Source organism: Delftia deserti (genome assembly GCF_042653485.1).
Classification (GTDB): domain Bacteria; phylum Pseudomonadota; class Gammaproteobacteria; order Burkholderiales; family Burkholderiaceae_C; genus Comamonas; species Comamonas acidovorans.
On sequence record NZ_JBHSIH010000001.1, the window covers coordinates 6,998,216 to 7,012,531 of the forward strand.

The 14,316-nt window shown below is 65.0% G+C and carries 12 protein-coding genes; 2 read left to right on the forward strand and 10 right to left on the reverse strand.

Annotated features, from left to right (window positions below; all coding sequences use genetic code 11):
• Nucleotides 1–4: 4 nt before the first annotated feature.
• Nucleotides 5–1,324 (forward strand): 3-deoxy-D-manno-octulosonic acid transferase, encoded by a 1,320-nt coding sequence (locus ACFPFG_RS32845; RefSeq protein ID WP_380110058.1) that lies wholly within the window; start codon nt 5–7, stop codon nt 1,322–1,324.
• Between the two features lie 58 nt (nt 1,325–1,382).
• On the opposite strand, the gene ACFPFG_RS32850 is transcribed toward ACFPFG_RS32845, so the two are convergent.
• The 10 genes from ACFPFG_RS32850 to ACFPFG_RS32895 form a co-directional block, all read right to left on the reverse strand.
• The gene (locus ACFPFG_RS32850; RefSeq protein ID WP_097202247.1) at nt 1,383–1,796 is read right to left on the reverse strand and encodes a type II toxin-antitoxin system VapC family toxin; all 414 of its coding nucleotides are present in this window, start codon (nt 1,794–1,796) and stop codon (nt 1,383–1,385) included.
• 11 nt (nt 1,797–1,807) lie between these two features.
• Nucleotides 1,808–2,068, reverse strand: coding sequence for a type II toxin-antitoxin system Phd/YefM family antitoxin (locus ACFPFG_RS32855; RefSeq protein WP_374617706.1), 261 nt, complete (start codon nt 2,066–2,068; stop codon nt 1,808–1,810).
• Between the two features lie 91 nt (nt 2,069–2,159).
• A complete protein-coding gene (locus tag ACFPFG_RS32860) occupies nt 2,160–3,581 on the reverse strand; it encodes a sensor histidine kinase (RefSeq protein ID WP_197956127.1) in 1,422 nt (473 codons plus the stop codon).
• Nucleotides 3,578–4,261, reverse strand: a complete 684-nt coding sequence (locus tag ACFPFG_RS32865; protein ID WP_183022006.1) for a response regulator — start codon at nt 4,259–4,261, stop codon at nt 3,578–3,580. Before ACFPFG_RS32865 ends, ACFPFG_RS32860 begins: the two co-directional genes overlap by 4 nt.
• Nucleotides 4,262–4,631: 370 nt before the next feature.
• Nucleotides 4,632–6,107 (reverse strand): TolC family outer membrane protein, encoded by a 1,476-nt coding sequence (locus ACFPFG_RS32870; RefSeq protein WP_183022007.1) that lies wholly within the window; start codon nt 6,105–6,107, stop codon nt 4,632–4,634.
• A 90-nt stretch (nt 6,108–6,197) separates the two neighbouring features.
• Complete coding sequence (locus ACFPFG_RS32875; RefSeq protein WP_012205782.1) at nt 6,198–6,545, reverse strand: rhodanese-like domain-containing protein; 348 nt, start codon at nt 6,543–6,545, stop codon at nt 6,198–6,200.
• A 77-nt stretch (nt 6,546–6,622) separates the two neighbouring features.
• Nucleotides 6,623–7,333, reverse strand: coding sequence for a protein-L-isoaspartate O-methyltransferase family protein (locus ACFPFG_RS32880; protein ID WP_197956129.1), 711 nt, complete (start codon nt 7,331–7,333; stop codon nt 6,623–6,625).
• Between the two features lie 43 nt (nt 7,334–7,376).
• Complete coding sequence (locus tag ACFPFG_RS32885) at nt 7,377–10,604, reverse strand: efflux RND transporter permease subunit (protein WP_380110063.1); 3,228 nt, start codon at nt 10,602–10,604, stop codon at nt 7,377–7,379.
• Between the two features lie 2 nt (nt 10,605–10,606).
• Entirely contained in the window at nt 10,607–11,848 is a 1,242-nt protein-coding gene (locus ACFPFG_RS32890) for an efflux RND transporter periplasmic adaptor subunit (protein ID WP_380110065.1), read from the reverse strand.
• Nucleotides 11,845–12,543: a TetR/AcrR family transcriptional regulator gene (locus ACFPFG_RS32895; RefSeq protein ID WP_183022012.1), complete on the reverse strand. Its 699-nt coding sequence runs from the start codon at nt 12,541–12,543 to the stop codon at nt 11,845–11,847. The genes ACFPFG_RS32890 and ACFPFG_RS32895 overlap by 4 nt, the downstream gene beginning before the upstream one ends.
• A gap of 968 nt (nt 12,544–13,511) precedes the next feature.
• Between ACFPFG_RS32895 and ACFPFG_RS32900 the strand changes: the two genes are divergently transcribed.
• Complete coding sequence (locus tag ACFPFG_RS32900; RefSeq protein ID WP_380110067.1) at nt 13,512–14,282, forward strand: helix-turn-helix transcriptional regulator; 771 nt, start codon at nt 13,512–13,514, stop codon at nt 14,280–14,282.
• Nucleotides 14,283–14,316: the final 34 nt, after the last annotated feature.

Below are 14,316 nucleotides of genomic sequence, written 5' to 3' on the forward strand. Positions count from 1 at the left end.
GGCGATGACTTCACGCTCTCCCACGTCCTGGGCGCGCGCGCTGTACAGCGCCGTGACCTGGGCGGCGCAGCCGCTGCTGCGCCGCAAGCTGCTGCGCCGCGCCGAGGCCGAGCCCGTCTATGCCGAGCACATTCCCGAGCGCTTTGGCCGCTACCAGCCGGCCACGCTGGGGCAGGACGGACGCGGGCAATGGGTCTGGATCCATGCCGTATCGCTGGGCGAGACACGTGCTGCCGCCATCTTGCTGGCTGCGCTGCGCGAGCGCCTGCCCGGTATGCGCCTGCTGCTGACCCATGGCACGGCCACAGGCCGCACCGAAGGCCGCCGGCTGCTGCAACCCGGCGACCTGCAGGTCTGGCAGCCCTGGGATACGCCAGCGGCCGTGCGCCGCTTCGTGCAGCAATTCCGGCCAGCGGTCGGCGTGCTCATGGAAACCGAGGTGTGGCCCAACCTGGTCGCCATCTGCCACGAAGAGGGCGTGCCGCTGGCGCTGGCCAATGCGCGACTCAGCGACAAATCGCTGGGCCAGGCGCTGCGCGTGGCGCCACTGGCGCGCCCTACCTATGCCGCCCTGGCCGCCGCCTGGGCACAGACCGAGGACGATGCGCAGCGCCTGCGCCTGCTGGGTGCGCCCGTGCGCGGCGTGCTCGGCAACCTGAAATTCGATGCGCGTCCGGACGCTGCGCTGCTGGAGCGCGCCCGCGAATGGAAGACTGCGGTGTCCCGTCCCGTGGTGCTGCTGGCCAGCAGCCGCGAGGGCGAGGAGGCCATGCTGCTGTCCGCCCTGCGCACGCTGGGGCCGGCAGGCCGGGCCGTGCAATGGCTGGTCGTGCCGCGCCATCCGCAGCGCTTTGACGAAGTGGCGGCGCTGCTGGCTGGCGGCGGCCTGCATGTCTCGCGCCGCAGCCAGTGGGTGGGTGGCCCGCCCTGCGGGGCTGCGGCGGATGACATCGACATCTGGCTCGGTGATTCGCTGGGCGAGATGACCCTGTACTACGGCCTGGCCGACGCCACGCTCATGGGCGGCAGCTTTGCGCCGCTGGGCGGCCAGAACCTCATCGAGGCCCTGGCCTGCGACTGCCCCGTGGTGCTGGGGCCGCATACCTTCAACTTCAGCGAGGCCTCGGACCTGGCCTGCGAAGCCGGCGCCGCGCTGCGCGCGCCCGACCTGGAGCACGGGCTGCGCCTGGCCGTGGACCTGGCCCGGGATCGACAGGCCCACGCCCATGCCGTGGCCCAGGCGCGCGGCTTCCTGGACCAGCACCGCGGGGCCGCACAGGCCACGGCGCAGGCGGTGGCCGGGCTGTTGCGGTCGCTTGCCTGATCCTCCTGTGCCAGGGGGCGGGCAGGCAAGACTGCGCAGCAAAAGGGCTTTTGCCCGTTCAGCGAAAGGGCGACTCAAAGGGGTTGACAAGCGCCACGCCAAAATCCGCGAAGTCGCGAATGTTGCGTGTGGCCACGACCAGCCTGTGGCGGATGGCCGTGGCTGCAATCATGGCGTCCTCATACAGCGCATCGGAGCGCCCGTGCATCAGCCGGGCCCAGATGCGGAAGGTCTCGGCATCCATCGGCAGCACGTTGTAGGAGGCGGAGACCAGATCTGCCCAGCGTTCGATTTCCTGGGCCTTCTCAGCATCCTGTTGCCGGGTCAGCTCTATGCCCGCCTGGATTTCGCCCAGGCTGACCGCGGACAGATGGAGCTCCGGCTCAGGCAGGGATTGAAGCCAGGCCAGGACGGCTCCGTGGGGCCTGGGGCGCCGCAGCTCTGAAATGATGTTGGTGTCCAGCAAATACATTTCTGGCGCACTCAGTTGGCGGGTTCGATGGGCCTGCGGTGTGCCTGGCCGCGCGGCGGGATCAGCAGGTCTGCGCGGCCCACTTCCGAGAGCAGCAGTTCCTTGAGCGAAGCAGGTTCGGCAGCGGGATGCAGGCGGCGCCACTCTTGCATCGGAACGAGCACGGCAGTGTCTGCGCCATGCCGGGTCAACACTTGCGGGCCATCGGTCAGGCAGGCTTCCAGAAGCTCGTTGAAGTGGTCTTGGGCATCTTGCACAGGCCAGGATTTCATGATTGCGCTCCTTCGCTCACGGGTTACAGGCCCAGTCTAGTTCCTGGACTGTTGGCTCTGCAATCCTGGGCCCATGCACGCATCAAGGGCCCTATCCTTCCTGCAGCACGGGCAGGTTGACGCTTGCCAGCAGCCCTCCATCCTCAGCGTTGTGCAGCTTGATGCTGCCGCCGTGCCGCTCGGTCACGGTCCTGGCAATGGCCAGGCCCAGGCCGCTGCCGCTCTGGCTCTGGTCGGGTACGCGGAAGAAGCGGTCGAAGACGCGCTGGCGCCAGGCCTCGGCGATGCCCGGGCCCCGGTCGCGCACCTGAAGTACCGCGTTGTCGCCCTGGCGCTGTAGCCGCACGCTCACGGTGGCGTGCGCGGGGCTGTATTTGATGGCGTTGTCCACCAGGTTGTCGATCAGCGAGACCAAGCCTTCGCGTTCGCCCATCACGCTCAGTGGCTCGCTGGCTTCCAGGGCCAGTTCCACCGGGCGGCGGCAGGCCAGGGCGTCGAGTGCAGCGAGCCGGTCTTCCAGCAGCAGGTCCAGGCGCAGCGGCTGCATGGCCATGCCGGGCGCTTCGGTCTCGCTGCGCATGAGCTGCAGCAACTGGGCCACCATGCGGCTGGCGCGCTGGTTGCTGCGCAGCAGGCTGTCCATGAGTTCCTGCTGGTGCGGTTCGCCGCCATGGCGCAGCATGGCTTCCACGTTGACGTGCATGGCTGCCAGCGGCGTGCGCAGTTCATGGGCCGCATCGGCAATCAGGTTGCGTTCCCGTTCGCTGCTGGAGCGCACGCGGGCCAGCAGGGCGTTGATGTCCTGCACCAGCGGCCGCAGCTCGGCGTGCGGCGGCGCATAGGTGAGCGCGCTGAGGTCGTCGGGGCCGCGTGTGGCCAGCTCGTCGCCCACGCGGCGCAGCGGGCGCAGCGCCGCGCGTACCGACCACCAGGCAGGAAAGGCCAGGAAGGGCAGGCTGATCAGCAGCGGCAGCAGGTAATAGCTGCGGGTGTTGAGGGTGATCAGCAGTTCCTTGAAGGACGGCAGCATCAGCGTGACTTCGGTCTGGCCCGAGGCCGAGCGCAGCGTGCTCATGCGCCAGGTCTGCCCTTCGAAATCTATGTCCTCGACCGTGTCCAGCACGCGGTTGCGCAGGGTGGGTGCCGGCGTGGGCGAGCGGTACAGGAGCTGGCCGCGCTGCCAGACCAGCAGCGTGGGCGTGAAGCGGATGTCGTCGTCTCCGTCGCCGTACTCATGGCGCAGGGCCGTGTCCAGCGCGGCCAGGCTGTGCTGCTGGCGGTCCGGAAGGTCGGCCAGGTCCTCGGCCACTGCCATGACGAGTTCGTAGACCGGCTTGCTGACCAGCAATTCATTGTGGAAGTGGGCCATGTAGATGGCTGCCACCAGCAACGCGGTCCAGATCGCGGTGAGCACGCCCATCTGGGCCAGCAGCAACCGCCGGCCCAGTGTGGGCCGCAGCCAGCGGCGCCATCTCGGGCTGGCCTGGTGCCCCGGCAGGGTGTGCGATGTCATGGGCAGGAGGGGGGAGCCATCGGCTGCGAGTCGATGACATAGCCAATGCCGCGTACCGTGCGTATGAAGCCCGGCCCGATCTTGCGGCGCAGGTTGGAGACATGGACTTCCAGGGCATTGCTGCCGTTGGCGCTGCCGCCCGGGATGACTTCCTCCTCGATGCCGCTGCGCGTGACCACGCGGTCCATGCGCCGCAGCAGCAGGGCCAGCAGGTCGAATTCGCAGCGCGACAGCTCGACGTTCTGGCCTGCAACGCTGACACGGCGCGTGGGCTCGTGCAGCGACAGGCCGCGCAGATGCAGCGTGCCGTCGCCCTGCCCATAGCTGCGGCGTGCCAGGGCGCGCACGCGTGACACCAGTTCGGCCAGGGCAAAGGGCTTGACCAGATAGTCATCGGCGCCGCTGTCCAGGCCGTGCAGCCGGTCGTGTAGGCTGTCGCGTGCGCTCAGGATCAGCACGGGCAGGCGGCGCCATTCGCGGCGCAGGCGCGTCAGCAGGCTGATGCCGTCGCCATCGGGCAGGCCCAGGTCCAGCAGCACCATCTCGAAGCTTTGCTGCTCCAGCGTGCGCAGCGCATCGGACAGGCGGCGCACCCAGACCACATCCATGGCGTGATCGCCCAATGCGATGCGCACGCCATTGCCCAGATCCAGATCGTCCTCCACCAGCAGCAGTCTCATCGTGTGTTTCCTGTGCCGCTCCCATGCCGCGGACCGGCGCCTGCGGGAGGGCTGCCGCGAGTATCGGTCAAGGCGCGGGCGATGCGCTTCAGCATTCCTTCAGGAAAGCCGGGGCAGGTCTTCAGGCTGGTTTGCCACAGTGGCCCGCTCGACAACCCCCACGAAGGCAAGGCGCGCATGCCAAGACCCTCCCGCTGTTCCTTGCTGAGCCGTCTGGCGGCGCTGTGCGCGCTGGCTGCCTGGATTCTGGTCGTGGCAGGTTTGCGTGCCTCGGCTTTGCCAGAGCACAGGGCTGCAGCGCCAGGCGCGCGGCCCACGGCGGCCGGGCATCAGCCAGGGGCACTGCCGGCCGTGCGGGCGCTTCAGGGATTCAAGGGGCTGGCGCGCGGAGCGACAGCGCATCGATGGCGCGCAGGTCGTCGTCGCTGAGCGTGCCGGCGGCCTGGCGCAGCTTGAGCTGGCCCAGCAGCACCTGGTAGCGCGCCAGGGCCAGGTCGCGCTGGGTCTGGTAGAGCTGGCTCTGTGCGTTGAGCACGTCGATGTTGATGCGCACGCCGACCTCGTAGCCGAGCTTGTTGGCGTCCAGCGCGCTTTGGCTGGACGCCAGCGCGGCCTCCAGCGCCTTGACCTGTGCCTGGCCCGACTGCACGCCGAAGAAGGCCGTGCGCGTGCTTTGCTCCACGTTGCGCTGGGCGTCGTCGAGCTGTGCGCGCGCCTTGTCTTCCAGCGCCAGGGTTTCCTTGATGCGGTTTTGCACGGCAAAGCCGGCGAACAGGGGCAGGTTCATGACCACGCCCACGCTGGCGGCATTGGTGCGGTAGCTGGTGCCGATTTGCGGCGTGACCGAGCCGTTGGGATAGCGGTTGACCACGTAGCCGGCCTGCAGGTCCACGGTGGGCTTGTGGCCGGCCTCGGCTTTCTTCGTTTCCAGCTGGGCGATGTCCAGCGCCAGGCGGGCCTGGCGCAGCTGGGGCTGGCCTTGCAGTGCGGTGTCCACCCAGGCCTGGGCGTCGGCGGGCATCAGGGCCGGCAACTGCAGCGGCTGGGCCAGCGGGCGAGGCACGGTGCCCACGGCGCCGACGATCTGGTCCAGCACCAGGCGCTTGACGCGCAGATCGTTCTCGGCGGCGATTTCCTGCGCGCCGGCCAGGTCGAACCGGGCCTGTGCTTCGCGCGAGTCGGTGATGGTGGCCGTGCCGACCTCGAAGTTGCGCTTGGCGAATTCCAGCTGCTGTGCAATGGCTGCCTTCTGGGTTCTGACCACGGCCAGGCTGTCCTGGGAGCCCAGCACGTCGAAGTAGGCCTGGGCCACCCGCACCAGCAGGTTCTGCTCGCCGCTGTCCAACTGGGCGCGCGCCACGTCCACGCCGCGCTGGCCCTGGTCGTAGGCGATCTTGTTGGCCGGGCGGTACAGCGGCTGCTGGGCGCTGAGCTGCAGGTTCTGCTGGGGCGAGCGAAAGCTCCCCGGCAGCACGCTGACTTCCACATGCGAGGTGTTGGCGCCGGCCTGCAGCCCCACGCTGGGCAACAGGCCCGAGCGTGCCTGCTCGGCACGGCTGGCGGCGGCCTGGGCGTCGGCCTGCTGGGCCTGCCACTGGGCGTCGTAGCCGCGCGCCTTGGCCACCAGTTCGGACAGGTTCTGGCCCGCGGCCGCAGAGGCTGTCAGAGAGGGCAGGGCAGACTGCGGGGCCGCAGGGGCGGGCGCAAGGACGGCTGGGGCAGGAGCCTGTGCCAGGGCCGAGCCCATGCCGGCCGCGCACAGCAGCAAGGCCATGTGGCGCAGGGGCCAGGCGTATGGGCGGGTCAGGGCGGAAGCGACAGGGGCAAGGGGCCGAAGCAGGGGCATAGAGGTCCTCGAATCAAAACACAGTCGTCACGAAGCACCGGGGACGGCTGGTGTACAGCCGTGTCCCGGGTTTCTTTTGCGTGTTGCCGCTCAGTAGCGCGGCACGCCTGGGTCGCGCTCGCGCGACCAGGCATCGATGCCTCCGCTGATATTGGCCACGGTCTCGAAGCCGTTGTTCATCAGGAAGGCAGCGACATGCATGCTGCGTGCGCCGTGATGGCACAGGCAGGCTGTGGGGTGATCCGGATCGAGTTCCTGCAGGCGCGAGGGAATCTCGCCCATGGGGATGCAGCGCAGCTCGAAGCCCTCGGGGCGTACGCTGGCCTGGGCCACTTCCCAGGGCTCGCGCACGTCCAGCACCAGGGGCAGGGCATCGGAGCCGCTGGAGTGCTGGTTCAGCCAATCGTTGAGTTGCGCGGGAGGCACTTGGGGAAGCATCGGAAAGATCCTTGCGGAATGGAATGGAGTTGCCGCAGCGGCCGGAATCCTCTGGACTCCGGCCGCCATGGCGGATTTCAGAACGTGAAGCGCGAAGGCTCTTCGAAGTTGGCCAGGCGTGCGGTCACCACGTCCCAGGGCTGGCTGGTCTCGAACTGGTGGCCGTTCTTTTGCACCAGCGTGAAACGCATCATGGGAAGCTGGCCGACGATGGCTGCCAGGCGGCCGCCGTCGTTGAGCTGGGCCAGCAGGGCCTGCGGCACCTGGGCGACCGAGCCGCTGAGCACGATGGCGTCGAACTGGCCCAGAGCGGCCGCTGCCGTGGCGCCATCGGCCAGCTTGACCTCGGCATTGGTGATGCCGGCGCCCAGCAGGTTCTCGCGGGCCATCTCGGCCAGCTCGGGCACGATCTCCAGTGTCACGACTTCCTTGGCCTGGGCGGCCAGCAGGGCGGCCATGTAGCCCGAGCCGGCGCCGATTTCCAGCACGCGGTCGGTGGGCTTGATCTTCAGGTCCTGCAGCATGCGGGACTCGATGCGCGGGGCCAGCATGCACCAGCCCTTGGCGGCGGCTTCCTCGGCCGAGGCAACCAGGGGGATTTCCAGGTCCATGAAGGCCAGGCCGGCGTGCTCGGGCGGCACGAAATTCTCGCGGTGCACCTTGCCCAGCAGTGCCAGCACTTCTTCATCAAGCACGTTCCAGGGGCGGATCTGTTGCTCGATCATGTTGTAGCGCGCGTGCGCTTGGGCGCTGTGGTGTTCGGGCAGGCTGTTCAGGGGCAGGCTCATGGGGTATCTCCGGAGAAAGACTTGTCAGGACAAACCTTTGATTCTACGAGTCTCGCGGCGGGGTGGGGGCGCTGGCGGCGCCCTGGCCGGGTGCCGCGTCGTGCCGGTCGCCGTTCCACAGGCGCCGCAGCCACTGGGAGAAGTCGTCAAGGTAGCAATAGACCACGGGCACGACCACCAGGGTCAGCAGCGACGAGGTGACCACGCCGCCGATCACCGACTGGCCCATGGGCGCGCGCTGCTCGGAACCTTCGCTGAGTGCGAAGGCCAGCGGCACCATGCCGAAGATCATGGCCAGCGTGGTCATCAGAATGGGGCGCAGCCGCACGCGTGCCGCCAGCAGCAGGGCCTGCTCGCGCGGCAGGCCGTCGCGGATCTGTCCGGTGTCCGGGTCGCTGTGCGGCCCGCGCGCGCGGATGGCGAAGTCCACCAGCAAGATGGCGTTCTTGGTGACCAGTCCCATGAGCATGACCACGCCGATGATGGAGAACATGGACAGGGCCGAGCCGAACATCATCAGCGCCAGCACCACGCCGATCAGCGTCAGCGGCAGCGAAGTCATCAGCGCCAGCGGCTGCAGGAAGCTCTTGAACTGGCTGGCCAGGATCATGTAGATGAAGATGATGGCCAGCGCCAGGGCGGACACCGCATAGCCGAACGATTCGTTCATGCTCTTGGTGGCGCCGCTGAACTGCGTGCGGTAGCCGGGCGGCAGGGCGATGTCGGCCAGGGCATTGCGGATGTCGGCCGAGACCTCGCCGCTGGAGCGCAGGTAGACGTTGCCGCTGAAGGCGACCTCGCGCGTCATGTCGCGGCGGTTGATCTGGCTGGGGCCGGTGCCTGGCGTGACGGTGGCCACCTGGTTCAGCCGCACGATGCGCATGCCGCCGTCGCCCGAGGTGGAGGGCAGGGCGAAGGGCAGGCGCTCCAGGTCCTGGGGCGTGCTGCGCGATTCGGGCGCCAGGCGCACCTTGACGTCATAGGTCTGGTCGTCGCTGGCGCGCCAGTTGCCCACGGTCTGGCCGGCCACCCAGGTGCGCAGCGCCGCTGCCATGGAGCCTACCGACAGGCCCAGGTCGGCGGCCGCATCGCGCCGCACCGTGATATCGATCACGGGCTTGTCGGGCTTGAGGCTGCTGTCCAGGTCCACCAGGCCGGGAATGCCGCGCAGGCGTTCCATCACCACGCGGTTCAGGCGCTCCAGCTCGCCCAGGTCCGGGCCCTGCAGCGAGAATTCGACCTGCTTTTGCCCGCCCACGGGCTCGCGCTGGCCCACATGCGTGACCGTGATGCCGGGTACGCTTTGCAGCTGCTCGCGCAGCACGCCCGACAGTTCATCGCCGCTGCGCTGGCGCAAATGGCGGTCCAGCAAGCGGATGTAGATGCTGGCGTATATCTTGCCCTGGGCCGTGCCGGTGTTGATGGTGGCCAGCGTGTAGCGGACCTCGGGCAGGGCGCGGATGATGGCATCGACCTGGCGGGCCTTGGCCTCCGTGGCCTCGATGGACGAGCCCACGGGCGTGTTGAAGCTCACCGTGGTTTCCGAGAAATCGGCCTTGGGCACGAATTCCGTGCCCAGCAGCGGCACCAGGAAGATGCTGGCCACGAAGATGGCCAGTGCCGCCGCCAGGGTGGTGATCTTGTGGCGCAGCGCCCAGCCCAGCACGTCCTGGTAGAAGTGGGACAGCGAGTCGGTAGCGCGCTCGAACCAGGCCGTGACCCGGCCCAGCGTGCGGTCGTAGAGGCTGCGGCCGCGCTTGTCGCCATGGGCGTGGATGGTCGGGTCATGCCAGACGCTGGAGAGCATGGGGTCCAGCGTGAAGCTCACGAACATGGAGATCATCACGGCCGCCACGATGGTGATGCCGAATTCGTGGAAGAACTTGCCGATGATGCCGCCCATGAAGCCGATGGGCAGGAACACCGCCACGATGGACAGCGTGGTGGCCAGCACGGCCAGGCCGATCTCCTGCGTGCCGTCCAGCGCGGCCGCATGCGCGTCCTTGCCCATCTGCACATGGCGCACGATGTTCTCGCGCACCACGATGGCATCGTCGATCAGCAGGCCTACGCACAGCGACAGCGCCATCAGCGTGATCATGTTGATCGAGAAGCCGAACCAGTACATGAACAAAAAGGTGCCGATCAGCGCAATCGGCAGCGTCAGCCCCGTGATCACCGTGGAGCGCCAGGAGTTCAGGAACAGGAAGACGATGAGCACCGTCAGTGCCGCGCCCTCGATCAGCGTCTGGCGCACGTTGTTGACGGCCACGCGGATGGGGCGGGCGCTGTCGGCAATGGGCTCCAGCCGCACGCCGGCCGGCACTTCGGCGGCGATCTCGCGCAGCGTGGCGTTCAGGCCGTCCACGACTTCGATGGTGTTCTCGTCCTGGGCCTTCTGCACGGACAGCAGCAGGGTGCGGCTGCTGTTGTACAGGGCCACGGTTTCCAGTTCGCCCGCGCCGTCCTGCACGCGCGCCAGCTGCCCCAGCCGCACGGGCGCGCCGCCGCGCTGGGCGACGATGATGCGCTCGAAGTCCTGCGGGCGCTTCATGCGTGCGTCGATCTGCACCACGCGCTCCTGCTCGCGCGAGCGGATGGCGCCCAGCGGCAGGTCCTGGTTCTCGCTGCGCACGGCGTTCACGATCTGGTCGGGCGTGATGGCATAGGCTTCCAGCGCCTCGGGCTGCAGGTAGATATTGATCTCGCGCGGCGTGGCGCCCACCAGGTTGACGGCGCCCACGCCGCGCACGTTCTCCAGCCGCTTCTTGAGGACCTGATCGGCCCAGCTGGTCAGCGCGACGGCATCGGGCGCCCTGGCGCCGGCATCGGCCTGGGGCAGCACGGCCACGGACCAGATGGGCGAGCTGGCCGGATCGAAGCGCAGCACGCGCGGCTCCTTGACCTCGTCGCGCAGGGTGGGGCGCACCGAGGCCACCTTCTCGCGCACATCTTCGGCAGCGCGGCGGCCATCGACATGCAATTGGAATTCGATGATGACGACGCTGGTGCTCTCATAGCTGCGCGAGGTCAGCGCGTTGATGCCGGCAATGGAGTTGACGCCTTCCTCGATCTTCTTGGTGACCTCGGACTCCACGATCTCGGGTGAGGCGCCCGGATAGTCCACCGTGACCACGACCACGGGGAAGTCCACATTCGGGAACTGGTCCACCTTGAGCCGCTGGTAGGAAAACACGCCCAGCACCATGAGGGCCAGCATGAGCATGGTGGCGAACACAGGGTTGGCCAGGCTGACGCGCGTGAACCACATGGTCAGCGGGCTCCGGGGGCTGGCGCAGCCGGGGGCTGCGGGGCCTGCTGCATTTGCTGCATCTGCACCGCCGTGCCTGCGCGCAGGCCGCCCACACTGCCGGCCAGCACCCGGTCACCGGCCTGCAGGCCGCTGGACACGGCGATCCAGGTGGCGCCATCCTGCGCGCTCTGGCTGCCCAGCGTGACAGGGCGGTGCTGCACGCGCAGCAGGGTCTTGTCCGCTTCGGACTCGCCCGCAGGCTGCAGCAACTGCACATAGGGCTGGGGCTGGTCGGTGCGAACGGCGGTCAAGGGCACGGCCAGCTGTTCGGTCTGCCCCGTGACAATGCTGCCCTGCAGGTACAGGCCCGGGCGCACAATGGGGATGGATCTGCCGGCGGCGCCTGCGTTGACCGGTGCAGCCTGCACACGCAGATAGACGGCCACGCTGCGCGAACCTGCCTGGGCGCTGGGGTTGATGCGCACCACGCGCGCGGGCACGGCGGCCACATCGTCGCCCGCACCCTGGACCTGCAACTGGGCCTGCTGGCCGACCTGCACGCGCACCGAATCGGCGGGCGCCAACTGCGCCACGACCTCGAGGTCGGACGGATCGACGATCTCCAGCACCCGCGTTTCCACGCCCACGCGTTCGCCGTCCTGCACCAGGCGCTGTGAAACCTGGCCGTCCATGGGGCTGCGCAGCACGCTGTCGGTCACGCTCTTGCGGGCCACATCGGCGGCGGCCTGGGCGGCAGCCAGGTTGGCGCGTGCGGCATCCAGGTTGGATTGGGAGGTGGCCAGCGCGGTGGTCGAAATGAAGCCTTGCGTGACCAGGGCCTGGTTGTTGTCGTGCTGGCGCTGGGCCAGCTGCAGCTGCGCCTGGGCCGCATCGGCCTGCTGGCGGGTCTGGCGCCAGCGGGCCTCGACCTCGGTGGCGTCCACGCGGGCCAGCTCCTGGCCCTTGCGCACGCTGTCACCCTCACGCACCTGCAGGCCGCGCAGCTCGCCGGCCACATAGGCCTTGACCACGGCGCTGCGCACGGCCTGGACCACGCCGCTGACGGGCACGGTCAACTGCAGCTGGCGTGGCTGCAGCTGCACCACTTCCTGCGGACCCACGCGCACCGGCATCTCGCGCGGCTGGGTGGCTGCGGCGATGGCGCTTTGCTTGCTGTGCCGGGTGGATGCGGCGCGCCATACGCTGGCGCCGATGGCGATCAATAAGGCCAGGCCGATCAGCCAGCCGGTGCGACGCTTCATGGTGTGGGCGGGGAGGAGGGTGGTGTGGTGGCTGCAAGGGGCAGGCACATGCCATGCAGCAGGTAGTCGATCTGGGATTCCAGAAACCGCTCGGGATCGAAGTCGCCATGGGGCAGGCAGCCGCCCAGCGAATGCTTCCAGATCATCAGAAACATCATCGGGGCGACCACGCAGTGCACGGACAGGTCCAGATCCATGGGCCGGAACTCGCCGCGCTCGACGCCGCGCTGCAGGATGCGTCGGATCAGCTCATGGCCTGGAAGAACCACTTCCTGGTGGTAGAACTGCGACAGCTCGGGAAAATTGCCCGCCTCGCTGAGCATGAGCTTGGTGATGCCCGACGCCTTGGTGCTGCCGATGCGTTCCCACCAGGACTTGAAGCAGTAGCGCAGCAGATCGGTTGAAGGTGCGCAGTAGTTGTCGAGTTCTTCGCTCCACTCGCCGAAGCGGCCCGCGATGCTGTGGCGCACCACGGCCTTGAAAAGCTCCTGCTTGCTCGCGAAATAGAGGAACAACGTGCCCTTGGACACCCCGGCGCGGGCGGCGACTTCTTCGACGCGGGTGGCGGCATAGCCCTTTTCCACGAAGAGGTCGAGCGCCGCTTCCAGCAACTCGCCGGGACGCTCCTGCTTGCGTCGGCTGCGCTTTCCTGAAGGCTCGGCGGGGGCGGGTGAAGAGGCGGGGGTGTCGGTCACGGAAAATTAATGACTGATGGGTTAGTTATCGTAACCGCAGAACCGTTCGTCGTCACCTGGCTTGTGCATGGGCTAACCTGTAGGTGCAACGGCCTGCATGGATGGCGTGCAGCTATTTTTTTGGCATCCTCATAGAAAAGACGCATATGGCGACTGAAACCATTTATCTGTGCGGCGGCTGTTTCTGGTGCACAAATTCTGTTTCTGAGTAAAAAAACTCAATAAAATCAATGATGTGTGAAATTTAAAAGTGGGAATTTGTGAAATTTCTATTGTGTTCACAAATCTCTAGCATACTTAAAAATCTTGATATTTTTGCTTTGCTATTACTTTTGATGGCCGTTTGTTCGGGCCTGTCCGAATGACTGACCTTCCGTCGGGAGGCCTCTGGGCTATGCAGTGTTAAAAGCTTTTAGAATAATAGAAAGCTCACTATCATTGAGGATTAAAGTTTTTCAAAGGGGTTTAAGAGATGGCAGAAGAACTGACACTTGCGGAACTTCAAAAGAAGATTGCAGAACTGCAAGCTAAAGAACAAGAAATTATTCAAGCTTAAAAAGCGACTGTTGTTGAAGAAATCAAAGCAAAAATTGCACAGTACAAGCTTTCTTTTGAAGACCTTGGGTTTAAAGCCCCTGTTGTTGCAATGCCTGAAAAGTCAAGCAATAAAGGTAAATCAAATACTACCCTTGTCCCCATTTATCGCAATAAAAATAACCATTCAGAGACATGGCATGGCAGTAAAGGTCGGTTGCCTCTGTGGCTTCAGGCTATCCTGAAAGAATTGCAAAAGACTAAGCCCGAAGCCGGAAACCCAGAGTTGAAGCAGTGGCTTTATGAAAACGGCTACAAGATTGAAGAAAACCAATAAGCCAAAAAAGTATTTTATTAAAGCTCCTATTCGGAGCTTTATTTTTATATTTTGGCTTGATTCAGTTCAATCAATGGTTGAAGAATAGCTCTCACGAATGTTCCATCAGTTACATTTCTTTGAAGAATTATTAAAGCAAGACTCTTGCGAAGAGCTGTCTTGTGTCTTCAATTCTCAAGTTGAAAAACTTGGATTTAGTAATTTCTTCTATTCGAATTTGACTCCGCCAACAAATGAAAATGTCTTTTATGCTGATGAGAGACCAATAGTTCCAATTGAAGATTTGGCAGATAAAGGAATTATTACTACGTATCCTGCGGATTGGATGTTGCACTATCAAAAAGTTAACCATATGCCTCGTGACCCTGTAATTGCTCGTGCAGTTAGTAGTCCGTTGCCTGTGATGTGGAATAAACTCTCTACCTCAATAGACCCTGTGATGGATGAGGCTCGTCAGCATGGTCTAGCAAGTGGGGTAACCGTAACCGTTGGGGGTAAACGAGGGTTTGGTGGTGCTCTTTTAAGTATTACATCAGATAGACCACCTGAAACATCTATTGAGATGGCCGGGCGGCATGAAGTCCATATGGCGGGCCAAGCATTGCTATTGGCTTTGCATTTGCATGAAGCCTTGGATAATTTACCGTCGTCAAAAAATAAGAAGCCAATTGTTGTGCTGACTATCCGTGAAAAAGATTGTTTGCAATGGTCTGCCATGGGAAAAACTTCTTGGGAAATGGCAAAGATTCTTAATATCTCCGAAAGAACAGCCAATTTTCATATTGGCAATGCAATGCAAAAGCTTGGTGTATCAAGCCGTCATCAAGCTGTGGCTAGAGCTATCAGCCAAGGTCTGATTTGTCCTTGACCTGTCAGTTCTGACAGTAGCACAGTACCTCTAT